Origin of the sequence: Spirillospora sp. NPDC049024 (assembly GCF_040649235.1) — a bacterium.
GTDB lineage: Bacteria > Actinomycetota > Actinomycetes > Streptosporangiales > Streptosporangiaceae > Spirillospora.
In genome coordinates, this window is the sequence record NZ_JBEZFD010000005.1 from 84729 (window position 1) to 108689 (window position 23961).

14 protein-coding genes are annotated in these 23961 nt (G+C 73.3%); 9 read left to right on the top strand and 5 right to left on the bottom strand.

The window, feature by feature from the left end; all coding sequences use genetic code 11:
- The first annotated feature begins 48 nt into the window (after positions 1 to 48).
- From AB0C21_RS10895 to AB0C21_RS10905, 3 genes are all read left to right on the top strand, one after another.
- Positions 49 to 663: a class I SAM-dependent methyltransferase gene (locus AB0C21_RS10895; RefSeq protein ID WP_500203826.1), complete on the top strand. Its 615-nt coding sequence runs from the start codon at positions 49 to 51 to the stop codon at positions 661 to 663.
- 110 nt (positions 664 to 773) lie between these two features.
- The gene (locus AB0C21_RS10900) at positions 774 to 1214 is read left to right on the top strand and encodes an SRPBCC family protein (RefSeq protein ID WP_500203827.1); all 441 of its coding nucleotides are present in this window, start codon (positions 774 to 776) and stop codon (positions 1212 to 1214) included.
- Between the two features lie 427 nt (positions 1215 to 1641).
- Positions 1642 to 2376 carry a helix-turn-helix transcriptional regulator gene (locus tag AB0C21_RS10905; protein WP_500203828.1) on the top strand — a complete coding sequence of 245 codons (735 nt, stop codon included), beginning with the start codon at positions 1642 to 1644 and terminating at the stop codon, positions 2374 to 2376.
- On the opposite strand, the gene pabB is transcribed toward AB0C21_RS10905, so the two are convergent.
- From pabB to AB0C21_RS10930, 5 genes are read right to left on the bottom strand one after another with little or no spacing between them, the layout of a single operon-like run.
- Positions 2321 to 4447: an aminodeoxychorismate synthase component I gene (gene pabB, locus AB0C21_RS10910; protein WP_500203829.1), complete on the bottom strand. Its 2127-nt coding sequence runs from the start codon at positions 4445 to 4447 to the stop codon at positions 2321 to 2323. The genes AB0C21_RS10905 and pabB overlap by 56 nt on opposite strands.
- A complete protein-coding gene (locus AB0C21_RS10915) occupies positions 4435 to 5259 on the bottom strand; it encodes an aminotransferase class IV (protein WP_500203830.1) in 825 nt (274 codons plus the stop codon). Before AB0C21_RS10915 ends, pabB begins: the two co-directional genes overlap by 13 nt.
- A gap of 2 nt (positions 5260 to 5261) precedes the next feature.
- Positions 5262 to 6815: a benzoate-CoA ligase family protein gene (locus AB0C21_RS10920; RefSeq protein ID WP_500203831.1), complete on the bottom strand. Its 1554-nt coding sequence runs from the start codon at positions 6813 to 6815 to the stop codon at positions 5262 to 5264.
- Positions 6808 to 7392, bottom strand: a complete 585-nt coding sequence (locus tag AB0C21_RS10925; protein ID WP_500203833.1) for a hypothetical protein — start codon at positions 7390 to 7392, stop codon at positions 6808 to 6810. The genes AB0C21_RS10920 and AB0C21_RS10925 overlap by 8 nt, the downstream gene beginning before the upstream one ends.
- Positions 7371 to 8087 (bottom strand): Phenylacetic acid catabolic protein, encoded by a 717-nt coding sequence (locus tag AB0C21_RS10930; RefSeq protein ID WP_500203834.1) that lies wholly within the window; start codon positions 8085 to 8087, stop codon positions 7371 to 7373. The genes AB0C21_RS10925 and AB0C21_RS10930 overlap by 22 nt, the downstream gene beginning before the upstream one ends.
- 446 nt (positions 8088 to 8533) lie before the next feature.
- On the opposite strand from AB0C21_RS10930, the gene AB0C21_RS10935 reads away from it, so the two are divergent.
- Genes AB0C21_RS10935 through AB0C21_RS10960 form a run of 6 tightly spaced genes read left to right on the top strand, consistent with a single transcriptional unit; the run spans position 8534 to position 23956 of the window.
- Positions 8534 to 15166, top strand: a complete 6633-nt coding sequence (locus AB0C21_RS10935; protein ID WP_500203835.1) for an amino acid adenylation domain-containing protein — start codon at positions 8534 to 8536, stop codon at positions 15164 to 15166.
- Positions 15163 to 20613 carry an amino acid adenylation domain-containing protein gene (locus AB0C21_RS10940; RefSeq protein WP_500203836.1) on the top strand — a complete coding sequence of 1817 codons (5451 nt, stop codon included), beginning with the start codon at positions 15163 to 15165 and terminating at the stop codon, positions 20611 to 20613. Before AB0C21_RS10935 ends, AB0C21_RS10940 begins: the two co-directional genes overlap by 4 nt.
- Entirely contained in the window at positions 20610 to 21644 is a 1035-nt protein-coding gene (locus AB0C21_RS10945) for a saccharopine dehydrogenase NADP-binding domain-containing protein (RefSeq protein ID WP_500203837.1), read from the top strand. The genes AB0C21_RS10940 and AB0C21_RS10945 overlap by 4 nt, the downstream gene beginning before the upstream one ends.
- Positions 21641 to 22777 (top strand): Gfo/Idh/MocA family oxidoreductase, encoded by a 1137-nt coding sequence (locus AB0C21_RS10950; protein ID WP_500203838.1) that lies wholly within the window; start codon positions 21641 to 21643, stop codon positions 22775 to 22777. Before AB0C21_RS10945 ends, AB0C21_RS10950 begins: the two co-directional genes overlap by 4 nt.
- Positions 22774 to 23553: a thioesterase II family protein gene (locus AB0C21_RS10955; RefSeq protein ID WP_500203839.1), complete on the top strand. Its 780-nt coding sequence runs from the start codon at positions 22774 to 22776 to the stop codon at positions 23551 to 23553. Before AB0C21_RS10950 ends, AB0C21_RS10955 begins: the two co-directional genes overlap by 4 nt.
- A gap of 31 nt (positions 23554 to 23584) precedes the next feature.
- Positions 23585 to 23956: a nuclear transport factor 2 family protein gene (locus AB0C21_RS10960; protein ID WP_500203840.1), complete on the top strand. Its 372-nt coding sequence runs from the start codon at positions 23585 to 23587 to the stop codon at positions 23954 to 23956.
- Positions 23957 to 23961 lie beyond the last annotated feature (5 nt).

A 23961-nucleotide genomic window follows, 5' to 3' on the forward strand; every position in this document is an offset into this window, starting at 1 on the left:
GGGGGACGGCGACGAAGATGGAACGGGACGTCGAACGTGGAGGTGGCCGTGGACAGCGCGGAGTGGGATCGCCGGTACGCCGGCAGCGACCTGGTCTGGTCGGCCGGGCCCAACCGGTGGGTCGAGGAGGTCGCGGCGGACCTGCCGGCGGGCCGCGCCCTCGACCTGGCGGCGGGGGAGGGACGCAACGCGCTGTGGCTCGCCGAGCGCGGTTGGACGGTCACCATGGTCGACTTCTCCGCCGTCGGCTTGGAGCGGGCCCGCTCGCTCGCCGAGCGGCGGCTCGGTGAGCACGCGGACCGGCTCCGGCCGGTCGAGGCCGATCTACGGGAGTACACCCCGCCACCCCAGGGCGCCGACCTGGTGATCGTCGCCTATCTGCAGGTCGCCGAGCGGTTGCGCCGCAGCGCCCTGCGCGCCGCCGCCGACGCGGTGGCCCCCGGCGGGCTGCTGCTCGTGGTGGCCCATGACAGCGACAACCTCGCGCACGGCGTCGGCGGCCCCCAAGATCCGGCCGTGCTCTACACCGCGCAGGACGCGGTGTCCGACATCGAAGGCTCCGGCCTCCGGATCCTGCGGGCGGAACCCAGGACCCGCGAGGTCACCACCGACGAGGGCTCCCGCGCGGCCATCGACGCGTTCCTCCTCGCCGACCGCCCGTGACCTGCCCGATCACCCCGGCGAGCCGGCGCTCGCGACCAGGCTCCACCTGTGGAGGCAAAGCCTGGCGAGGCGGAACGACGCCGGCCCGGCGCGGTGAAAGAATGATCGGCATGGGACAAGTCGTGGTGACCGCGGAGAGAACGCTGGCAGCGAGCCCGGACCAAGTGCTCGGAGCGCTCGCCGACTACACCGGGGTGCGGTCCCGGATGCTGACGGAGCACTTCAGCGAGTACGAGGTGCGGGAAGGCGGTCAGGGCGAGGGCACGGTGGTGCACTGGAAGCTGGCGGCCACCAGCAAGCGGGTGCGCGACTGCCTCTTCACCGTGAGCGCCCCCGCCGCCGACCGCCTGGTGGAGCGGGACGCCAACTCCTCGATGGCCACCACGTGGACGGTCACCCCGGCAGGTGGAGGCGCGCGCGTCCAGGTCACCACCACCTGGGACGGAGCGGGCGGCATCGGCGGCTTCTTCGAACGGACCTTCGCCCCCAAGGGCCTGCAGCGCATCTACGACGCCCAGTTGGCCAAGCTCGACTCCGCGCTGAGCGCGTGACCGGCGCGCCGTAGCGGCCCGTCACTCCATCCCTTTGTGAACGACTGCAAGCGGTCGGCGATATCTCTTTGGGCCGCCGACCGCTGACGTGTTTCGCATCCTGCGAGTAAACGATGAGCGAACACGCGGGACCGTCTTGAGGCTCCATGCAGGGACCGCACGTGGCGCGGTGCGATGCGGTCTCCGAGCCGTAGGCTCCGCGAATATGGGGACGCCTCCGACGTGCATGGTTGTAATTTCAATTAAAGGCGGCATTCGTTCCGCCGACGGCCGAGTCCCGGTGTGCGTGCCCTCTGGTCCTCCATAAGTCGCCTATTTGCCGCCGCATGGGGGACTTTATCCTGGGTATTACGATAGAGAGAGTTGTTTTCGGCGGGGGCATAAATGGAGTTACGGTCATGGCTCCCCTGATCGACGACGGGTTCTGATGACTTCGAATCGGCAGGCAGGACGGAACGGCTCCCGCGTCGCCCTGGTCTCCCTGGGGAGCGAGGTGGTCCGGTGCGGGGTGGGCGCCATGCTGCGCGAGCTGGACATGTTGGATGACGTGGTCGCCAGCGGCAGCTTCGACCACAGCATGGAGCTGCTGCACTCGGGCCGGCCCACGCTGCTGGTCCTGAACCACGGGGACGAGCCCCGGCAGGCGGAGAAGCTCGCGAGCACGGCCGTCGGCTTCGGCGTGCGCGTCCTGCTGATGTTGAGGGCCGCCACCGCGGAGGCGCTCGCCCAGGTGGCGAGCGTGCCCGCCGACGGCTACCTGCTGGAGCCGACGCTGACCCGCGAGGCGCTGGTGAACGCGCTGGGGGACCTGGAGAGCGGGCTGGTGCCGATTCCGCATCCGGTGGCGCGCAGGCTTCTGGCCGAGGTCGGCCCCCTCGAGCCCTCCGAGCCCGAACCGATCGCGGTGCCTCCCGCGCGCGGGGACGGCGAGCCCGCCCCGCTGACGGATCGCGAGATGGAGGTGCTGGCCCTGATGGTCGAGGGGCTGAGCAACAAGCAGATCGCGCGCCGCCTCGGCATCTCCGAGCACGGCGCCAAGCGGCACGTGGCCAACATCCTGGCCAAGCTCAACTGCTCGAACAGGACGCTGGCGGCCGCCGTCGCGCTCAGTCGCGGACTGGTTCGGGTCCCCGGGACCTCGCGGCGGGCCCGCCGCCGGTGAGCAGGGGCCGCTCCCGGGCCAGGGCGGCCAGACCGCGCAGCGGGGCGCGGGCCTTGAGCAGCATCTCCTCGTACTCGGACTCGGGATCGGAGTCCAGCACGATGGCGCCGCCCGCGCCCACCGACAGGCGGCCCGGGTGCGCGACCACGGTCCGGATGACGATGTTGAGGTCGGCGGTGCCGTCCAGGCCGAAGAAGCCGATGGCGCCGGAGTAGAGGCCGCGCGCCCGCCCCTCCAGCCGGTCGATGATCTCCATGGTGCGCAGCTTCGGGGCTCCGGTCATCGATCCGCCGGGGAAGCACGTCCTCGCCGCCTGCACGGCGGTCACCCCGTCGTGCAGGCGGCCGCGCACGGTCGAGACGAGCTGGTGCACGGTCTCGTAGGACTCCACCGCCATGAAGCGCGGCACCCGCACGGTGCCGATGTCGCTGATGCGCCCCAGGTCGTTGCGGAGAAGGTCGACGATCATGAGGTTCTCCGCCCTGGTCTTGCCGGAGGAGGCCAGCTCGTCGCGCAGGGCCGCGTCCACGTGCGGTTCGGGGGCGCGCGGCGCGGTGCCCTTGATCGGCTTGGACTCGGCCACCCCGTCCCTGTCGACCTTCAGGAAGCGCTCGGGGGAGGAGCACAGGGCATGCATCTCGCCCATGCGCAGGTACGCGGCATAGGGAGCGGGGTTGAGCCGCCGCTGGGCCAGGTACAGGTCGTAGGGCGAGCCGTCGAAGGGGATCTCCGCCGTGTCGGTCAGGCAGATCTCGTAGCTCTCCCCGGCGCGCAGCAGCCGCAGGCACTCCTCAATGTCCGCCAGGTAGCGCGCTCGCGGCCGGACGAGCCACGGTTCCGGATCGAACTCCACGCTCGGCCGGGGGGCCGGCCGCGCCCGCTGCCTCCGCCTGCGGCAGACGTCGGCCGCCCTGGCGACCCACGCCCGCGCCGCGGCGCGGCTCCCGCGCCCGCCGTCGGTCAGCGCGAGCGCCCAGGTCTCCCCGGCCTCGTGGTCGATCGCGACGAACCGGCTCGCCGACATCCAGACGGCGTCGGGCGAGGACGAGACCTGCGTCGCGGGGGCGCCGCAGTCGCGCTTCAGTTCGTAGCCGAGGTAGCCGACGTAGCCGCCGTTCAGGTCGAACGGAAGCGCCGGGTCGCTCGGGACGGCCCGCGCCGCGATACGGGCGTCGAGCACGTCGAAGACCGAGGCGCGGACCGCGGACTCAGCGCCGCCGGCCCGTACCAGCACGCTGTCGGATCCCGGTCCGCAGCACAGGATCTCCCCGTGCGGTCCGCCCGCGTCGCCCAGGAAGGAGAAGCGGGACAGGCCGGGCTCGACCCGGCTGCTGTCCAGCCAGAAGGAGTACGGCTCGTCCGCGAACAGCTCGGCGAAGACGTCCTCGGCCTCGGAGACGCCGAAGACGCGCTCGGCCTCCAGCGCCCAGCGCGGCTCCTCCGGCGGTCGCGGAGCGAGAGCGGCGGCGCCCCCGGACCTCGCCGTCCCGTTGTTCTCCATGGCGAGGTCGCGGAAGTTGGACATCAGCTTCGGCCCGTACTCGGTGGAGACCGACTCCGGGTGGAACTGCACGCCCCACCAGGGCATCCGCCGGTGCCGCAGGCCCATCACGACCGAGTCCGCGGCCCATGCGGTGATCTCCAGGTCGTCGGGCGCGGGGGTGGCCACGCACAGCGAGTGGTACCGCACGGCCTGGAAGCGCTGGGGCAGACCGCGGAACAGGTCGCGTCCGCAGTGCCTGATCTCCTCCACGTGGCCGTGGACGGGTGCGGGCGCGGGCACCACGTCGGCCTTCGACAGCCAGGCCAGCGCCTGGTGGCCGAGGCAGACGCCCAGCGTGGGCAGCCCGGAGTCGCGGATCAGGTCGAGCGTGACGCCGATGTCGCGCCGCTGCTGCGGGCGTCCGGGGCCGGGGGAGATGATGAGGGCGTCGAAGCGGCTCGGATCCAGCTCCGCCCAGCCGGGGTCGTCGTTGGGCATCACCACCGGCTCGACCCCGTAGGTCTGGGCGGCGAGCTGGAACAGGTTGTAGGTGTAGGAGTCGTAGTTGTCGACGATCAGTGTGCGCACGGCAGTTCCCAGAGGTTGAAGGCGGGCAGCACGGCGCGGTGCCGTACGGCCCGCCGCCAGTCCGCCGCCCGCGCCGTGACCCTGGCGGGCGTCGGGCGGCCGTCGGCGCCGATCCAGGCGCGCACCGGACGAAGACCGTGCAGGGCGTTGAGGGTCCAGGTCTCCAGCCCCGGCAGCTCCGAGAGATCGGCCTTCTCCTGCCGGACGGTGAACCGCCAGCACTCGGCCAGCCGCTCCAGATGCGTCCTGGTGACCGACGGGAGCACGGCGAGCCCGGCGTCGGGCACGCACAGCTCGTCGCCGCGCCACCACACCAGTGCGCTGTGGGCGGTCTCCAGTACCGTGCCGCCGCTCTCGTAGAGCACGGCGTCGTCTGCGCCGACCGCCTTGGCCCGCTCGCGCAGCGCGGCCAGGACCCGCAGGTCAGGGCCCTTGACCAAGGGGCGCGTGCGGGGATCCGGATCCGGCGGGATCCACAGCCTGACCTCGCCGGCGCCGGGGGCGGGCGCGGTTCTGGCCCAGAGGGCCAGCCGGGGCTCGGGGCCGCCGTACGCCTCGATCCTGGGGAACCAGCGGCCGCGCGGCGGCAGCCAGAGCCGCACCGCTTCCAGGAAGCGGTGGACGGTGTCGGGCGGAAGTTCGGGCACCAGGTCGGCGCAGGCGCGCTGGAACCGCTGCCCGTGCAGCGGCAGGTCGCGGACCCGCCCCTCGGCCACCAGCCAGGAGTCGACGACCGCGGGCTCGTCCGGCCGCCGGCCGGCAGCGGGGGCCAGGCCGGACCGCTCGCTCCACACCAGGCGGGAGTCCGGCATGGTCACCACCTTCCCTCGCGCACCGCGAAGCGGCGCAGCTTGCCGGTCGGGGTACGCGGCAGTCTCGGCCGGAGCTCCACGCTGCGCGGCACCTTGTAACCGGCCAGCCGGCGCCGCGCCAAGGCGATCAGCTCGTTCTCCAGCTCGGCGGGATCCGTCTCCCGGCCGGGCACCACAAAGGCGCGCAGTTTGCGGGCGCCGTGCTCGTCGGCGATGACCGCCACCGCCACCTCGGACACCGCCGGGTGCTCGGCCAGCACGCGCTCGATCTCCAGGGGGGAGACGGTGATGCCGCCCACCATCTCCATGTCGTCGTTGCGGCCGCAGTGCTTCAGCGCGCCGCCGTCCACGCGTTCCGCCAGGTCCCCGGTGCGCAGCCAGCCGCCGCGCAGTGCCAGGGAGGTCTGCTCGGGACGGCCCAGGTACTCGGCCATGACCGAGGCGCCCCGCACCCATATCTCTCCCTGGCCCTGCGCGACGGGGGCGCCGTTCTCGTCGCGCAGCACGATCTCGTATCCGGGCAGGGGACGGCCGATGGTGCCGGGCTCGTCCCGCCAGGCGGTGTTGGAGCAGAAGGCGTGGCCGACCTCGGTGGAGCCGAGCTGGTCCAGCACCGGGGCGCCGAGCAGCTCGCGGGTCCTGGCGCCGAGGGCGGTGGACAGGGACTCGCCGGCCGAGACGGCGAGCCGTACCGAGGAGAACGCCGCGGGAGGGCATTCGGCCGCCATGTTGGCGTACGCGGACGGCACGCCGTACAGGAGCGTCACACCGTGCCGGGCCACGGCCTCGGCGATCTCCGCCGGCGCGGGCCGATGGGGCAGCAGCACCGCGGCGGAGCCGGAGAAGAGCGGGAAGACCAGCGCGTTCCCCAGGCCGTAGGCGAAGAACAGCTTCGATATCGACAGCGTCACATCGTCGTGTCGCACGCCCACCACGCCGTCGCCCGCGGCCCGCTGGTAGAGCAGCGGGTCGGCGTGGCGGTGCAGCGCCGCCTTGGGGGTGCCGGTCGTGCCGGAGGTGTACTGGGCGTACAGCGGCGTGTCGCCGGTGACCTCGGCGGCCGGCCCGGAGGGGGCGCTCGCGGCCAGCCGCATCAGGCGCTCGCCCGCCAGGACGGCGCGGCGGTCGAAGCGGTCGACGAGGCGCTCGTCCGCCACCACGAGGCGGGCCCGGCAGTCGTCGGCCATGAAGGCGTGCTCTTCGGGGATCAGGTCGGGGTTGACCGGGATCGCCACAGCGCCGAGCCTCGCGGCCCCGAGGAACGCCGTCACCCATGCGATGCCGTCGCCCATCGCGATGAGGATCCTGTCGCCCGGGCGGACGCCTTGGTCGGCGAGGACCGAAGCGGCGGAGGCGGCGAGGGCGTGCACCTCGCCATGCGTCCAGGAACGTTCCGGGGTGTGGAAGGCGGGGCGCTGACCCCAGCCCTCCCGAAGAGCCTTGGCGGCCAGGTGCGCCGCGTAGTTCGCGGGCGCGGGCCCGGCGGCCGTCCGCCCGCCTCGCTCCGGGGCGGTCGGCGCCTGCACGGCGGTGCGGCCGGGCGGGACCTCAGGCATGGCGGGACCTTTCTGGCACGCCGCCGCGGGGACGGCTCGGCAGGTCGAGGGGGGCGACGAGGAAGGCGCCGTCCACGGGACCCACCGGCCACCAGCCGCCGGCGACCAACTCGGCGAGCACGTCGTCGCGGTCGCCGGTCAGCGCGTCGGCGACCAAAGTGCCGAGGAGCCAGAGGACCGCACCGGACATCGCCAGCGCGTCGGCGTCGCCGGGATCGGCGGGCCGCAGCCGCGGGGTGGCGACCAGCATCGCCACGTGCTCGGCCAGGTCCAGCCGGTCCTCGCGGCCGGCGTCGAGGAGCCTTCGCCGGGCGTCGTTCCGGCGGCGCTCCAGCCGGGCCAGCCAGCCGCCGTCCACCCGGTCGAGGAGGGGCGCGGGGACGTCGTCCACGACTCGCACGGGCGCGCCCGCCACCGCTTCCGGGAGCCGGTCCCCGTCCCGCGGCGGAAGGTGCGCGCCGTCTCCGCGGAGGTGCTCGGACACGCCGTCGAGCAGTGCGGCGACGCGCTCGCCGCCGGGGCCGAGGTCGCGGGCGAGCCCCTCGGGCGGGGCGCTCAGCTCGTAGTACCGGGCCATCGCGTCGGCACCTCCGGGTAGTCCAGTCCGAGGTCGTCGCACAGCAGCGCCCGGGTGCGGCGGACGAACTCCGTCCGCGCCTCGTCGTTGGTCAGCCGCTTGATGCCCCACCTGCGGAAGACCTCGTTGTTCCGGGACTCGCTGCGGCCGAAGAAGGGCAGGGTCATCGCGATGAGGCGGTGCGCCGACGAGCGGACCTCCTCGCGGGCGTCCGGATCGGCGGCCAGCCGCTTGGCGCTCGTTGTCCCGAACCGGACGTGGAAGCGCTCCTCCGGCATCAGCGACCGGCAGAGCCGGCGCAGCGGCAGGTACGAGCACTCGCAGAGGTCCTCCATCAGGACGACCTCGGCGAGATCGACGATCGCCTTGGTCATCACGTATCCGGCCCACGACTCCACCTGGTAGTCGAAGACCGAAAGCGGCGGACGGTCGCGGGCGTCCTCCAGCCCCAGCTCGTTCGCGAGCTTGTTGAACTTTAAATGGTGACCGTACTCCTCCATGGCCATTCTGCAGGCGAGCCACTTCTCGCGCGGAGTGGGAGCCAGGGAAATGGACGGCTCATCGAACACCGCCGCCCCGGTCGCCTCATTTCGCACATGGCTGTTAATGATCTTTCCGAGCGCCGCGACGTACTCGTCGCCGAGCGCGTGCGCCTCCGCGGCGTCCTGGGCTTCCCGAGTGAGTGCCGGCGGCATGCCCCTCCTTCCGGACGTCATCGACGGAAGCTATGGAGGGGTCGGAGCGGAGGCAAGTGCCCGGACGGGCACCTCGAAAGAGCAGTACCCGACCTGGGGCGGCGCGTCGTCCGGGCACCGTTGGCGCGTTCCCGCTGATCAACCTTTCCCGTTCGGGCAGTTAGGTAAGGCAAGCCTAACAGTCGAACGGGTACCCGGGGCACCTGAAATAAAAGTCCGAGATTCGTCAGGTCTTTAGGGATATGCCACTGTTGGGCGTTATGACGGAAACGGCGATGCGTTCCCCCTGCGTGTCCGTGCAAGGCCGGCTGCTTTCGTCCGACGATGTCGAAACGGCCGTTCGCGAGCTGACCGGATCGCCCTGCCGCGCCTTTCAGACCGTTCACGGCGGAGGCCTGACCGTAGTGGTGGAATCGGCGCCGGGCGCCGGGCCTTCGCCCAGGCAGGTGCGAAGCGCCGTCATCGACGCGTGCGGCGCGGTCGTGGAGACGGTGGCCACCGTCGACCCCGGCTCGCTGGCGGGCGACGAGGCGGAACTCGTGACGCGCTACCGGCGCGGGCTGCTGCCGCTGCGCACCACCGACACGCTGGCCGCTCCGCCCGTCCCTCTGGACGCCGCGCCGGCTCCAGCCCCCCGGGCCGGGAGCGCGCCCGCGAGCCCCGCCGTCCCCTCGCCGCAGGCTCCCGCCCTGGAGGAGGTCGCCCGTGCCGCGGCCGACCTGCTCGGCGTCCGTCCCGAGGATCTCGGGCATGGCGAGGACCTCATCGCCCAGGGCCTCGACTCCATCCGCATCATGCAGCTCGCCAACGACTGGCAGCGCCAAGGGCTGAACGTCAGGTTCGCCGACCTCGCGGAGTCCCCGACGATCGCGTCATGGCATGCCCTGCTCCGGTCGGGAACCGCCGCGCCGCCGCCCGCCGCGGCCGAACCGGTCGACCGCGGCGCCCCCTTCGGTCTCACCCCGCTCCAGCACGCCTACTGGTTCGGCCGCCGCGACCGCCAGGTGCTCGGCGGCGTCGGCTGCCACTTCTACATCGAGTTCGACGGCCGGGACATCGACCGCGGCGCCCTGGAGCGGGCCGCCCGCGCCCTGTTCGAGCGGCACGAGCTGCTGCGCGCCCGGTTCCTCGACGACGGCACCCAGCAGATCCTGCCGAGCAGCCCCTGGCCGGGCCTGACGGTCCACGACCTGCGCACGGCGGAAGACACCGAAGGGATCCTGCTCGGACTGCGCGAACGGCTGTCGCACCGGCGCCTGGAGGTGGAGCGCGGAGAGGTGCTCGACCTGGCGCTCTCACTGCTGCCGGACGGCGCCCACCGCCTGCACGTCAACATCGACCTGCTCGTCGCGGACGTGCGCAGCATCCAGATCGTCCTGGAGGACCTGGCCGCCCTCTACCGCGGCGAGGACGCCGAACTGCCGCCGCTGACCTACTCCTTCCCCGACTACCTCGCCCAGCGGGAGCTGCTGCGGGCCGAGGAGCACGAGGCGGACCGCCGCTACTGGGCCGACCGCCTGCCGGAGCTGCCCCCCGGCCCGCCGCTCCCGCTGGCCGTCGGTCCGGAGAGGGTGGAGCGGGTCCGGGTGGTGCGCCGCGACCGCCGGATCACCGCCGAGGAGAAGGGGCGGCTGGCCGAGCGCGCCCGCGCGCACGGCGTCACGCTGCCCATGGTCATGGCCGCCGCGCTGGCCGAGGTCGTCGGCGCCTGGAGCGGCGCGCCGCGCTTCGTCCTCAACGTCCCGCTCTTCGACCGGCAGGCGATCCATCCGGACGTGGAGCGCATGGTCGCCGACTTCTCCAACCTCATCCTGCTCGAGGTTGACCTCTCGCGCTCGCAGACGTTCGCCGAACGGGTGGCGACGCTCCAGGCGCGCTTCCAGCGGGACGTGGCGCACTCGGCCTACTCCGGCGTCGAGGTTCTGCGCGATCTCAACCGGGGCGGCCGGCACGACCAGGTGACCGCGCCGGTGGTCTTCACCAGCGCCCTGGGAATGGGCGACCTCGTGGGCGCGGACGTGCAGCGGAGCCTCGGCCGCCTCGGCTCGATGCTGTCCCAGACGCCGCAGGTGTGGATCGACCACCAGGTGGTCGAGGTGGACGGGGGTCTGCTGGTCAACTGGGACGCGGTCGAGGAGCTCTTCCCGGCGGGTGTGCTGGACGGCATGGCCGACGGTTACGGCCGCCTGGTGGAGTGGATGCTGGAGCATGACTGGGATGCGGTCGCTCCGCCGCTGGTGCCGGCGTCGCAGTCGGCGGTGCGGGCGGCGGTCAACGACACGGCGGCGCCGGCTCCCGAGGGCACGCTGCACGGCGGCTTCTTCGAGCGGGCGCGCCGTGATCCGTCGCGCGTGGCGATCTGCCCGGACGTCTCCTATGGCGAGTTGGCCGATCGGGCGTTGCGGGTGGCGGGTTTCCTGCGCGAGCGCGGGGTGGGCGGCGGCGATGCGGTGGCGGTGTCCCTGCCCAAGGGCGCTGATCAGGTCGCGGTGGTGCTGGGGGTGCTGGCGGCCGGGGCGCTGTACGTGCCGATCGGTGTGGACCAGCCGCCGGCGCGGCGTGCGCAGATCATGGAGCGTGCCGGTGCCCGCGAGCTGCTGACCGAGCTGCCGGAGGGCGAGCCGCTGGCGGCTCCGGTCGAGATCGACCCTGGCGCGAGCGCGTATGTGATCTTCACGTCGGGGTCGACGGGTGAGCCGAAGGGGGTGGAGGTCTCCCACCGCGCCGCCCTGAATACGGTCCTGGACGTCAACGCGCGTTTCGGTGTCGGTGAGGACGATCGTGTGCTGGCGGTGTCGGCGCTCGATTTCGACCTGTCGGTGTGGGACGTCTTCGGGTTGCTGTCGGCAGGCGGGTCGCTGGTGATGGTGTCCGAGGACGAGCGCCGCGACGCCGCCCAGTGGGCGCGGCTGGTGGCCGAGCACCGGGTGACGGTGTGGAACACCGTCCCGGCGCTGCTGGACATGCTGCTGGTCGCCGAGCACGGTCACTTGGAATCGCTGCGGTTGGCGATGGTGTCGGGCGACTGGGTACCGCTGGACATGTCCGCCCGGCTTGCGCAGGCGGCGCCGGAGTGCCGGCTGGTGGCGCTGGGCGGGGCGACGGAGGCGGCGATCTGGTCGAACTACTGCCCGGTTCCGGTGGAGGTTCCGGCGGAGTGGGTGTCGGTGCCCTACGGGCGTCCGCTGGCCAACCAGTGCTTCCGGGTCGTGGACCAGATGGGCCGCGACTGCCCCGACTGGGCTCCGGGGGAGTTGTGGATCGGCGGCGCGGGCGTGGCCGAGGGCTACCGCGGCGACCCGGAGACCACCAAGGCCAAGTTCGTCGAGCACGAGGGGGTGCGCTGGTATCGCACCGGTGACATGGGGCGCTACTGGCCGGACGGCACGCTGGAGTTCCTGGGCCGGGTGGACCACCAGGTCAAGGTCCGGGGCCACCGGATCGAGCTGGGCGAGATCGAAACGGCGCTGCTGGCCCATCCCGAGGTGGAACGGGCCGTGGCCACCACGATCGGCGGCGCCACCCGCGGACTCGCCGCCCTGGTCGTCCCCGCGGGGGACCTCGACCACGACCTCGACCCCGCCGACCTGCACGACCATCTGGCCGAGCACCTTCCGCCCTACATGATCCCCGACCAGCTCACCCAGGCCGCCCGCCTGCCCCTCAGCCTCAACGGCAAGATCGACCGCGGCGCCGTCCGGGACATCCTCACCGAGCATCTCGCCGAGCGTGCCGAGCGGTTCGATCCGCCCCGCCCAGGGGTGGAGACCGCCGTGGCGGAGATCTGGGCCGAGCTGCTCGGGCTGCGCGCCGTCGGCCGCGACCAGAACTTCTTCACCCTCGGCGGCGACAGTCTGCTGGCGACCCGCCTCATCACCCGCCTCCAGGCGGCCGGTGCGGCCGGTGCCGAGCTGACGAACCTCTTCGACCACCCCGAGCTCGCCGCGTTCTCCCGGACCGTGCGCCTGGGGGACGAGAGCGAGGTCTCCGTACCGTCCCTCCTGCGCGCCGACCCGGAACGACGACACGAGCCGTTCCCGCCCACCGACGTGCAGCGCGCCTACTGGTTCGGACGCACCGACGACTTCTCCCTCGGGGGCGTCGGCTGCCACTTCTACACCGAGTACGACTTCGACGATCTGGACCTGGAGCGTCTCACCGCCGCATGGAACCGGCTCATCGAACGGCACGAGATGCTCCGCGCGGTCTTCCTGCCCGACGGCACCCAGCGGATCCTGCCGACGGTGCCGGCGCTGACCGTCCCCGTCACCGAGGCCGGCGGCGGGGACGGCGAGCGGGCCCTCACCGAGCTGCGCGAGTCCATGTCGCACCAGCTCATCGACGCCACCCGGTGGCCGCTGTTCGATGTTCGGGCCGTCCGGTACGGGGAGGGCCGCACCCGCCTCGGCGTCAGCTTCGACAACATCGTTCTGGACGCGCTCAGCATCATGACCCTTCTGGACGAACTGGACACCCTCTACCGCGATCCGGACGCCGAGCTGCCGGAGATCGGGCTGTCCTTCCGGGACTACGTGCTCACGGTCAAGCCCGAGGCCCAGGCGCTTCGGCGCGCCGAGGAGTACTGGTCGGCCCGGGTCGCCGACCTGCCGCCCGCGCCGCAGCTGCCCCTGGCCAAGGACCCGGAATCGCTGGGCCGCCCGCGCTTCACCCGGCGCCAGATCCGCGTTCCGGCGGAGCAGTGGCAGGCCGTCAAGGACACGGCCCGGCGGCACGGCCTCACCCTCTCGACCGTCCTGGCCACGGCGTTCGCCGAGGTGCTCGGCGCGTGGAGCGCCCGCCGCGACATGACGATCAACCTCACGCTCTTCGACCGGCGCCGCGTCCACCCCGACATCGACGCCGTCCTCGGCGACTTCACCTCGCTGCTGCTGGTCGCCTACGAGCCGGAGGAGACCTGGCTGGAGAGCGCCCGCCGGCTCCAGCGCCGGGTGGCGCGCGACCTCGAGCACAGCGAGGCGTCCGCGCTGTGGGTGATGCGCGAACTCGCCAAGAGCACCGGCTCGGCCGACGTCACGATGCCGGTCGTGTTCACCAGCACGCTCGGCGTGACGGGTGAGGACGGCGCGCTGGCCGACACCCTCTTCGCCGACCCGGTATGGGGCGTCTCGCAGACGCCGCAGGTGTGGATCGACCACCAGGTGGTCGAGGTGGACGGCGGCCTGCTGGTCAACTGGGACGCGGTCGAAGAGCTCTTCCCGCCGGGCGTGCTGGACGGCATGGCCGACGGATACGGCCGCCTGTTCGAGTGGATGCTGGAGCACGACTGGGAGGCGCCCGCCCCGCCCCTGGTGCCGGCGTCGCAGCTGGCCGTGCGGGCGGCGGCCAACGACACCGCGGCCCCGCTGCCCGACGGCACGCTTCACGGCCGCTTCTTCGAGCTGGCCGGCCGAGACCCCGGTCGCCCGGCGATCCGCCCCGGCATCTCCTACGGCGACCTGGCCGGACGGGCATTGCGGGTGGCCGGATTCCTGCGCGAACGCGGTGTGGGCGCGGGCGACGCGGTGGCGGTGTCGCTGCCCAAGGGGCCTGATCAGGTGGCGGCGGTGCTGGGGGTGCTGGCGGCCGGGGCGCTGTACGTGCCGATCGGTGTGGACCAGCCGCCGGCGCGGCGTGAACAGATCATGCGGCGCGCGGACGTCCGCCTGCTGCTGACCGAGGTTCCCGAGGGCGAGCCGCTGGAGGCTCCGGTCGAGGTGGACCCGGACGCGAGCGCATACGTGATCTTCACGTCGGGCTCGACGGGTGAACCCAAGGGAGTGGAGGTCTCCCACCGCGCCGCCCTGAACACGGTCCTGGACGTCAACACCCGCTTCGGCGTAGGTGAGGACGACCGCGTGCTGGCGGTGTCGGCGCTCGATTTCGACCTGTCGGTGTGGGACGTCTTCGGGTTGCTGTCGGCCGGCGGGTCGCTGGTGATGGTGTCCGAGGACGAGCGCCGCGACGCCGCCCAGTGGGCGCGGCTGGTGGCCGAGCACCGGGTGACGGTATGGAACACCGTCCCGGCATTGCTGGACATGCTCCTGGTCGCCGAGCACGGTCATCTGGCCTCGCTGCGGTTGGCGATGGTGTCGGGCGACTGGGTTCCCCTCGACCTGTCGGCAAGGCTGGCGCAGGCGGCACCGGAGTGCCGGCTGGTCGCGCTGGGCGGGGCGACCGAGGCGGCGATCTGGTCGAACTACTGCCCCGTCCCGGCGGAGGTGCCGCCGGAATGGGTGTCGGTGCCCTACGGCCGACCCCTGGCCAACCAGTGCTTCCGGGTCGTCGACCCGCTGGGCCGCGACTGCCCCGACTGGGGCCCGGGGGAGTTGTGGATCGGCGGCGCGGGCGTGGCCGAGGGCTACCGCGGCGACCCGGAGACCACCAAGGCCAAGTTCGTCGAGCAGGACGGCCTCCGCTGGTACCGGACCGGTGACATGGGGCGCTACTGGCCGGACGGCACGCTGGAGTTCCTTGGCCGCGTGGACCACCAGGTCAAGGTCCGGGGCCACCGGATCGAGCTGGGCGAGATCGAGGCGGCGCTGCTGGCCCATCCCAAGGTCGAGCGGGCGGTGGCCACCACGGTCGGGAGCGCGGCCCGCAGGCTGGCCGCCCTGGTCGTCCCGGCAGGCGGCCCGGACGGTGACGGCCTCGACCCCGACGAGCTGCACGACCGGCTGGGGGAGCACCTTCCGCCCTACATGATCCCCGACCAGGTCATCCAGGTCGCCGCCTTCCCGCTCACCGCCAACGGCAAGGTCGACCGCGGCGCGCTCGCCCGGCTGGCCGAGGAGCACGGGAGCGGCCAGGCCCAGGACGCTCCGCCCACCGGTCCCGTCGAGGAGGCCCTCGCCCGGGTCTGGCGGGTGCTGCTCGACGTCCCGGAGGTGGGCCGGCACCAGAACTTCGTGATCCTCGGCGGCGACAGCGTCCTCGCCACCCGCCTGGCCGAGGAGATCAGGATCGAGTTCGGCGTCGAGCTTCCGCTGCGGACGCTGTTCGCCGGGCCGACCATCGCCGAGCACGCGGCCCTGATCGAACAGCATCGCGACGAGGGAGCCTTCGAGGAGGGCACGATATGACCGCTGGTCAGCTCATCGCCGAACTGGCCCGGGAGGGCGTGCACCTGTGGGAGGAGGCGGGCCGGCTGCGGTTCCGCGCTCCCCAGGGCGTCCTCACCGACGAGCGGCGCGCGCTGCTGGCCGCCCGCAAGGACGAACTGCTCGAGTACCTGAGCCGCCCGGCCGCGCCCGAGCTTGTACCCGACCCGGCCGCCCGGCACGAGCCGTTCCCGCTCACCGACGTGCAGGCCGCCTACCTGCTCGGCCGGGGGGACGCCTTCGACTACGGCGGCACGGCCTGCCAGGTCTACGCGGAGCTGGCCATCGAGGACCTCGACCCGCGCCGGATGGAGGACGCCTGGAACCGGCTCGTCGAGCGGCACGACATGCTGCGCTGCACCTTCCACCTGGAGGGTTACCAGGTCACCGCTCCGGACGCGCCCACGTACCGCATCGAGGTCGCCGACCTGCGCGGCCGCTCCGCCGCCGAGCTCGACGCGCATGTGGCCGCCACCAGGGCCGCCATGGACAGCCGCGTCTACGACCCCGCCACGTGGCCGCTGTTCGACGTCCGGATCACCCGGACCGGCGACCGCGACCTGCTCCACGTCTCCATCGACTTCCTCATCGCCGACTACCTGAGCATCCAGCTGCTGCTCACCGAGTTGAAGCGCCTCTACCTCGACCCGGCCGCCGAGCTGCCGCCGCTGGAGATCACCTTCCGCGACTACGTGGCCGGGGCCCGCGGCCTGCGCGACGGCGCCGCCTACGAGCGCGACCGGGCCTACTGGGAGGACCGGCTGGGCGAGCTGCCCGGCGCGCCCGAACTGCCGCTGCGGGAGGACCGCGAGGTCCAGGCGACCGGCTCCTTCACCCGCCACGAGGTCCGCTTCGAGCCCGAGCGGTGGCGCGGGCTGCGCGAGCGCGCGGCGGCGCACGGCGTCACCCCCTCGACGGCCGTGCTCGCCGCCTTCGCCGAGACCGTCGGCCGCTGGAGCCGCCAGCCGGCGTTCTGCCTCAACCTCACGCTGCTCAACCGGCACCCCCTCCACCCGCAGGTGGGTTCCCTTGTCGGCGACTTCACCACCGTCAGCCTCCTGGAGGTGGACGGCGCGGCCGGCGACTCCTTCGCCGCCCGCGCCGGCGCCCTCCAGCAGCGGCTCTGGGACGACCTGGACCACCGGCTCTACTCCGGCGTGGAGCTGATGCGCGAGATCGCCCGCCGCCGGGGCCGGCAGGCCGCCCTGGTACCGGTCGTCTTCACCAGCACCGTCGGGCTCAGCGACGAGAACGAAGGCATGGACGGCCTGGCCGAGGTGGTGTACGGCAGGAGCCAGACGCCCCAGGTGTGGATCGACTGCCAGGCACTGGTCGAGGGCGGCGTCCTGGAGGTCAGGGCCGACGTGCGCGACGGCGTCTTCCCCGACGGCCTGATCGAGGACCTGTTCGGCGCCCTGCGCGCACTGCTGCTCGACCTGGCCGCCTCCGACACCGCCTGGGAGTCGGCCTCACCGGTCCGGCTGCCCGCCGCGCAGGCCGAGCGGCGCGACCGCGCCAACGCCACCGCGGCGCCCCGTCCCGCCGGGCTGCTCCATGAACCCGTCGTGGCGCAGGCGGCGGCCACACCGGACGCGCCCGCCGTCATCACCGAGGAGCGCACGCTCACCTACGGCGAGCTGCTCGCGCGGGCCACGGCCGTGGCCGAGAGCCTCGCGGGGGCGGGCGACGCGCCCGTGGCCGTGCTCATGCAGAAGGGCTGGGAGCAGGTCGCCGCCGTGCTCGGCACGCTGCTGGCCGGCCGCGCCTACCTGCCCGTGGACGTCGGGCAGCCGCCCGCCCGGCGCGACCGCATCCTCGCCGACGCCGGGGTGACCACGGTGCTGACCCAGTCCCGGATCACGGAGCGCCCGCCCGGGATGCGCTGCGTGGACGTCGACACGACGCCGCCCTCCGCCGCCCCTGCGCCCCCCGGCCGCGCCCGTCCCGGCGATCTGGCATACGTCATCTACACCTCGGGGTCCACCGGCGACCCCAAGGGCGTGATGATCTCCCACGAGGCGGCGCTCAATACGGTGGCCGACATCAACCGCCGCTTCTCGGTCACCGCGGACGACCGCGTCCTCGGACTGGCGAGCCTCGGTTTCGACCTCTCGGTCTACGACGTCTTCGGCCCCCTCGCCGTGGGCGGCGCCCTGGTGCTGCCGAGCCCCGAGGGCCGCGGCGACCCCGGCCGCTGGGCCCGGCTGATCGCCGACCACGGCGTCACGCTGTGGAACTCCGTCCCCGCGCAACTCCAGATGCTGGAGCACTACCTGGCCGCGAACCCCACCGGCCTGCCCACGCTGAGGCTGGCCCTGCTCAGCGGCGACTGGATCCCGATCACGCTGCCCCCGGCCGTGCGGACCCGCCTGCCCGGACTCGAACTGGTCAGCCTCGGCGGCGCGACCGAGGCCTCGATCTGGTCGATCCACCACCCGATCGGCGACCTCGCGCCGGACTGGACGAGCGTCCCGTACGGCAAGCCCCTGGCCAACCAGACCTTCCATGTCCTGGACCACGCGATGCGGCCGTGCCCGGACTGGGTGGCGGGCGAGCTCCACATCGGCGGCGCCGGAGTGGCGCTGGGGTACCTGGGCGACGAGGAGAAGACGCGGCAGCGGTTCGTCCGGCATCCGGAGACGGGCGAGCGCCTCTACCGCACCGGCGACCTCGGGCGCTACCGCGAGGACGGGCTGATCGAGTTCCTCGGCCGCGAGGACCGGCAGGTCAAGATCCGCGGGCACCGCATCGAGCTCGCGGAGGTCGAGGCCGCCGTCCAGGAGCATCCCGCGGTCGCCGCCGCCCACGTGCTGGTGGACGGCGACGGGATGGAGCGCCGCCTCGCCGCCTTCGCCGAGCCGGCCCGCACCCCGTCGCCGCGGATACCGGAGGCGTCGGCGGAGGAGCTCCGCACCGCGGGTTCCGGGGCCGGGGACATGCAGACCGCGCACATCGACCGCGAAGAACTCATGGAGTTCATGGCCCGGCTGGACAGGGCGGCGGTCGTCGGCATCATGCGCGCCCTCACGCGCCACGGCCTGTTCGAGCGTCCCGGAGACACCGCGACCGCGGAGCAGGTCATCGAGGCCGTCGGGGCCGCGCCACGGCATCAACGGCTCGTGCGCCGCTGGCTGCGCGTCCTCGAAGACGAGGGGTACCTGGAGCGGAACGGGGACGTCCGCCGCGCCGTGCGCACCGCCACCGGGAACGACCTCGACGCCGCCTGGCAGGCGGTCACGGAGCTGCAACGCGAGGACAGCTATCCCGAGGCCCTGATCTCCTACTTCCGGACCAGCACCGACCATCTGCCGGAGCTCGTCCACGACGAGATGGACCCGCTGCCGCTGCTCTTCCCGGAAGGGCGCCTGGAGATCTCCGAGGCCGCGTACCGGGAGAACATCATCAGCCGCTACGTCAACCACGCCGCCATCGAGATGCTGCACCGCATCGCCGGACGGCACGACGGCGGCCTGCGGCTGCTGGAGGTCGGCGCGGGCGTCGGCGGCATCAGCGCGCAGATGATCCCGGCGCTGGCGGAGCACGACGTCGACTACCTGTTCACCGACGTCTCGCCCTTCTTCCTCAACGAGGCCCGCAAGCGCTTCGGCGACCGCCCCTGGGTGCGCTACGGGCTGTTCGACATCAACGAGGACTTCCGCGAGCAGGGGTACAAGCCCAACGACTTCGACGTCATCCTCTGCGTCAACGTGCTGCACAACTCCCGCCACGCGGGACGGGTGCTCGGCAGGCTCGTGCAGATGCTGCGGCCGGGCGGCTGGCTGGTCTTCGTCGAGACCACCAAGGACAGCCTCCAGATCATGACCTCGATGGAGTTCATGATGCCGGAGAAGGACCCGCGCAAATGGGACTACGAGGACTCGCGCAAGGGCCTCGACCAGACCTTCCTCGGCCGCGGGCAGTGGCTGGAGCTGCTGCGCGAGGCGGGCGCCGGCACGACCGTCTGCCTGCCCGGACCGGGGGACGTGACCGATCCGCTCGGGCAGCACGTCTTCGCCGCCCGCTTCAAGACGGACCGGCACCCGCTGGACGTCACCGCGCTGGCGGGGCATCTGGCCGGGCGGCTCCCCGAGTACATGATCCCGGCGCATCTGCAGATCGTCGACGAGCTGCCGCTGACCCGCAACGGCAAGGTGGACACGGCGACGCTGCGCTCCTGGCTGCCGCGCGCCGCCGCCCGCCGCGCCTCGGCGGGCGGGCCGCCCCGCGACGACCTCGAACGGGAGCTGGCCGCCACCTGGGCCGAGGTGCTCGACGTGGCCGAGGTCAACCGCGACGACGACTTCTTCGACCTCGGCGGCGACTCGCTCGTGGTCGCCAAGCTGGCCGCCACCCTGCGCGAGCGCGTGCCGGCCGCGGCGCGGGCGCACTGGGACGACCTGGTCCGCCAGGTCCTGCACCGGCCGACGGTGGCCGCGCTCGCCGAGGAGCTGCGCAGGGACGGCGACCGGGACGAGGGCGACCGCCGCGCGGAGAGCTCCCCGCTGGTCCCGCTCGGGGGCGAGCTCCCCGGCGACGGGCCGCTGCCCGTGCTCGTCCACGAGGGCAGCGGCACGCTCGCGCCCTACCGCGCCCTGTCCCGGCTGCTGGCGGGCAAGGGCGGTCCGCTGGTCGGACTCGCGGTCACCGACGTGGAGTCCTACCTGGCGGAGGAGCCGCGCGGCCTGATCGAGCGCCGCGCCGCCCGGTACGCCCGCGCGCTGCTCGACACCGGCGCCGGCGCCTTCCACGTGGTCGGCTACTGCATGGGGGGCCTGCTGGCCACGGAGATCGCCAGGCAGCTGACCGAGGCGGGCGCCGACGTCAGCAGTCTCACCGTGGTCAGCAGCTACACGATGCCGCGGATCATCGAGGACGAACTGGTCGTGGAGTACGTCTTCGCCAAGGTCATGGGCGCCGACCCCGCCGAGGCGGGATACCCCGGCGACGAGGAGGCCATGTCCGAGGTCTTCGAGCTGCTGCTCCGCGAGGACCCGGACCGGGTGCCCGCCGGGCGCGTCACCGCGCTCACCGGCGGGCTGGCGCCCACCGCCGAGGCCTTCCGCGCCCAGGCCGCCCGCCCGCAGGACGAGCGGCTGGCCGCCATCGGCCGCGCCGCGGGCCGCCACGCCGGCTCGGACGCCGACGTCGAACGGCACGTCGCCACCTTCTACCAGGTGGTGCGGCACAGCCTGCTCGCGGTCGGCGCCCACGAGCCGGAGCCGTACGCCGGCGACATCACCTTCCTGCGCCAGCTCGGCGACACCCGTTTCCTGCCGTGGCTGCGCGACGACATGACCGGCTTCTGGCGCGAGCTGTGCCTGGGCGAGCTGAGGGTCGCCGACATCCCCGGCGACCACTTCAGCTGCCTCCAGCCCCCGCACGTGGAAGAGGCCGCCGCGATGCTGACCCGGAGGTGGGAGCGGCCATGACCGTCGGCGTGATCGGATGCTACGGCGCCGTGGGCCGCGCGCTGGTGCGCCGCCTGCCGGAACCGCTGCGCCTGGGCGGCAGGGACACGGCCCGCACGCGGGAAGCCGCCCGGCCCGGTGACGAGGCCGTCGCGGTGGACATCGCCGACGCCTCCCGGCTGGCGGGATTCTGCGCCGGCTGCGACGTCGTGGTGAACTGCGCTGGTCCCTCGGCCCGCATCGGCGACACCGTGGCACGGGCCGCGCTGAAGGCCGGCGCCCACTACGTGGACGTGGCCGGAGAGCAGCTCGACCGCCTCCGCCTGACGGCGCTCGCCGGGGACCGCGCGGCGGTCCTGGCGGCGGGGATGATGCCCGGCCTGTCCGCGCTGCTGCCCCGCGCGCTGGCCGAAGGCGCCGACCGGCCCGCCCGGCTGGTCGCCCACGTCGGCGGCCTCGACCGCTTCACCAGGGCCGCCGCGCTCGACTACATCGCCTCCCTGGACGGCGAGCACGCGACCCCCCTGGCCGCCTGGCGCGGCCACCAGCCGATCCGCGGCGCCCTGCGTCCCGCCGAACGCGTCGCCCTGCCGCACTTCCCCGGCCGCGTCAGCGTCCACCCCTACCTGAGCCGGGAGACCGAGCGGCTGGCCCGCGCGCTGGAGCTGGCCGAGATCGAATGGTGGGGGGTCTTCGACGGCGACCGGACCCTCCAGGCGCTGTCCGGAGCGGGCGGCAAGGAGCCCGCGCGGGCCGCCGAGGACCTCGAACTCGCGGCCCGCCTCGACGCCCTCGGCCGCCGGCCGTACTTCCAGCTCGTCTTCGACCTGGACGGCAGGGTCCTGATCGTCCGCAGCGCCGACGGTTACGAGCTGACCGCCGCGCTCGCGGCGACCGCCACGCGGGCGGCGGCAGCGGGCCGGGTGCCCCCGGGCGCCCATGACGCGTCCGACGTGCTGGACCCGTCCGGCGTGCTCCAGGACCTGTGCGAAGACCCGGTCGTGGACGTCGCCCTCCCGTCGCAAGCGCCGGTCGAGGAGGGGGTCCTGTGAGCACGGGCGCCGATGCGGGCGCGCCGGACGCCGCCGGTCGCGGGGCACCGGGGAGCCGGCGCCCGCGCGTGCTGGTGTGCGGCACCGGTTTCGGACGGGTGCACCTGGCCGCTCTCAGCGCGCCCGGCGCGGCCTTCGAGCTCGCCGGCATCCTGGCCAAGGGCGGCTCGCGCTCCCAGGCGTGCGCGGAGGAGGCGGGCGTCCCGCTCTGGACCCGCGTCGAGGACGTGCCCGGCGACGTCGACATGGCCTGCGTCGTGCTGCTCGGCGACGTCAACGGGGGACCCGGCACCGCGGTGGCGGCCGAGCTGATGGCCCGCGGCGTCCACGTCCTGCAGGAGGGGCCGCTGCTGCGCGACGAGCTGGCCACCGCACTGCGCGCCGCCCGCCGCAACCGGGTCGTCTACCAGGTGAACACCCACTACGTGCACCTGCCTTCGGTGCGGAGCTTCATCGCCGCCGCCCGCGCCCTGCGGCCGGTGTACGTCGAGGCCACCTGCGGCGTCCAGGTCTCCTACCACCTGTTCGACATCCTCGGCCGGGCGCTCGGCGGCCTGCGCCCCTTCGACCTGCCCGCGCCCACGGGCCGCGGCCCGTTCCGCACCATCGACGGCACGCTGGCCGGCGTCCCGTTCACGCTGCGCGTGCAAAACCAGCTGCACCCCGCCGACCCCGACAACCACGCCCACCTGCTGCACCGCGTCACCATCGGCGCGGACGGCGGCACGCTCACACTGGTCGAGACCCACGGCCCCGTCCTGTGGTCGCCCCGCCCCCACCTGCCGGCCGAGGCCAGGCGCACGACCCGGCTCGACGCGGCGGCCGATCCCGGCCTCGACCTGCCCACCACCAGCGCGATCGGCCCCGCCGAGCCCCCGACCTACCGGGAGATCCTCGCGGCCCTGTGGCCGGAGGGCGCCCACCGGGCGATGATGCGTACATGGAGGGCCGTGAGTGACGGGACCGATCCGATGCGTGAGGGGCAGTACTACCTGTCCGTCGGCTCGGCCTGGCAGGCGATGGCCTCCGTCCTCGGCTTCCCCGAGCGCCTCTCCGGCCCGCCGCACCGCCCGATGCCCGCCGACGAGCTGATCGCCACCGCGAGAACGGAGCTGGAGGAATCACCGGCATGACCATCCCGACCGTCCGGCAGCGCGAGCGGTGGCTGCGTCCCCTGCGCGTCCAGGACGTGCCCCGGCTGCGCCTGGTCTGCTTCCCGCACGCGGGCGGCGCCGCCGGCTTCTTCAGGACGTGGGGGGCGCGCCTGCCCGACGGCGTCGAGCTGTACGGCGTCCAGTACCCGGGCCGCCAGGACCGGGTGCGCGAACCGTACGCCCAGGGCATCGACGAGCTCACCGAGCCGGTCGCCGAGGTCCTGGAGTCCATGGGCGAGGTCCCGCTGGCCCTGTTCGGGCACAGCATGGGCGCCGCCGTGGCGCACGAGACGGCCAGACGGCTGGAGAGCGCGCTCGGGCGGCCCCAGGCCGGGCTGATCGTCTCCGGCCGCCCGGCTCCGGACCGGCTGCGCCCGTCCGCCGTCCACCTCGGAGGCGAACCGGCGCTTCTGGAGGACCTGCGCAGGCTGGGCGGCACCAGCGACGAGGTCCTGGACGACCCCGCGATGCGCGCCCTGATCCTGCCGACGCTGGCCGCCGACTACCGCCTGATCGAGACCTACCGGCCCTCGGACACGGCCCCGGTCCGCACCCCGGTCTGCGCGTGCGTCTCCGACGCGGACCCCGAGGTCGACCCAGATGAGGCCGCCGGCTGGGAGTACCACACAACGGGGCCGTTCCAGCTCCGGGTCTTCCCCGGCGACCACTTCTACCTGGTACCGCAGGAGGACGAACTGGTCGAGCGGATCCTGCTCTTCTGCGGCCTGCCCGGCCGCTGGCCCTCCACCCCCTGAAGCCCCGTCACCACCACGAAAGGAGCCCGCGATGAGCCTCGAGAACGAACTGCGCGAAATGGAGGAGAAGGGCTGGGCGGCCATCTCGGTCGGCAACGGCGACTTCTACCGCGGACTGGTCACCGACCGCACCGTCTGCGTCGAGCCCGACGGCCTGCAGACCGGCCACGAGCTCGCCGACGACATCGACGCCAACAAGGCGCCGTTCGACGACTACACGCTCGACGACGTCAAGGTGCTGCCCCTGGGCGGCGAGTCGGCGCTGATCACCTACCGGGCCACCGTGCGGCTCAGCGAGGCCGACTTCTCCTTCCAGCTCTACATGACCAGCGTGTACGAGCGCGGCGAAGGCGGCTGGAAGCTCGTCTTCCACCAGCAGACCCCGGTGAAGCAGGAGGGCTGACAGGC

Bases quoted from the DNA above. Each gene is read 5' to 3' on its own strand.
- AB0C21_RS10900 (WP_500203827.1), top strand. From the start codon at position 774: ATGGGACAAGTCGTGGTGACCGCGGAGAGAACGCTGGCAGCGAGCCCG.
- AB0C21_RS10930 (WP_500203834.1), bottom strand. From the start codon at position 8,087: ATGCCGCCGGCACTCACTCGGGAAGCCCAGGACGCCGCGGAGGCGCAC.
- AB0C21_RS10920 (WP_500203831.1), bottom strand. From the start codon at position 6,815: ATGCCTGAGGTCCCGCCCGGCCGCACCGCCGTGCAGGCGCCGACCGCC.
- AB0C21_RS10945 (WP_500203837.1), top strand. From the start codon at position 20,610: ATGACCGTCGGCGTGATCGGATGCTACGGCGCCGTGGGCCGCGCGCTG.
- AB0C21_RS10940 (WP_500203836.1), top strand. From the start codon at position 15,163: ATGACCGCTGGTCAGCTCATCGCCGAACTGGCCCGGGAGGGCGTGCAC.
- AB0C21_RS10905 (WP_500203828.1), top strand. From the start codon at position 1,642: ATGACTTCGAATCGGCAGGCAGGACGGAACGGCTCCCGCGTCGCCCTG.
- AB0C21_RS10925 (WP_500203833.1), bottom strand. From the start codon at position 7,392: ATGGCCCGGTACTACGAGCTGAGCGCCCCGCCCGAGGGGCTCGCCCGC.
- AB0C21_RS10960 (WP_500203840.1), top strand. From the start codon at position 23,585: ATGAGCCTCGAGAACGAACTGCGCGAAATGGAGGAGAAGGGCTGGGCG.
- AB0C21_RS10955 (WP_500203839.1), top strand. From the start codon at position 22,774: ATGACCATCCCGACCGTCCGGCAGCGCGAGCGGTGGCTGCGTCCCCTG.
- AB0C21_RS10915 (WP_500203830.1), bottom strand. From the start codon at position 5,259: ATGCCGGACTCCCGCCTGGTGTGGAGCGAGCGGTCCGGCCTGGCCCCC.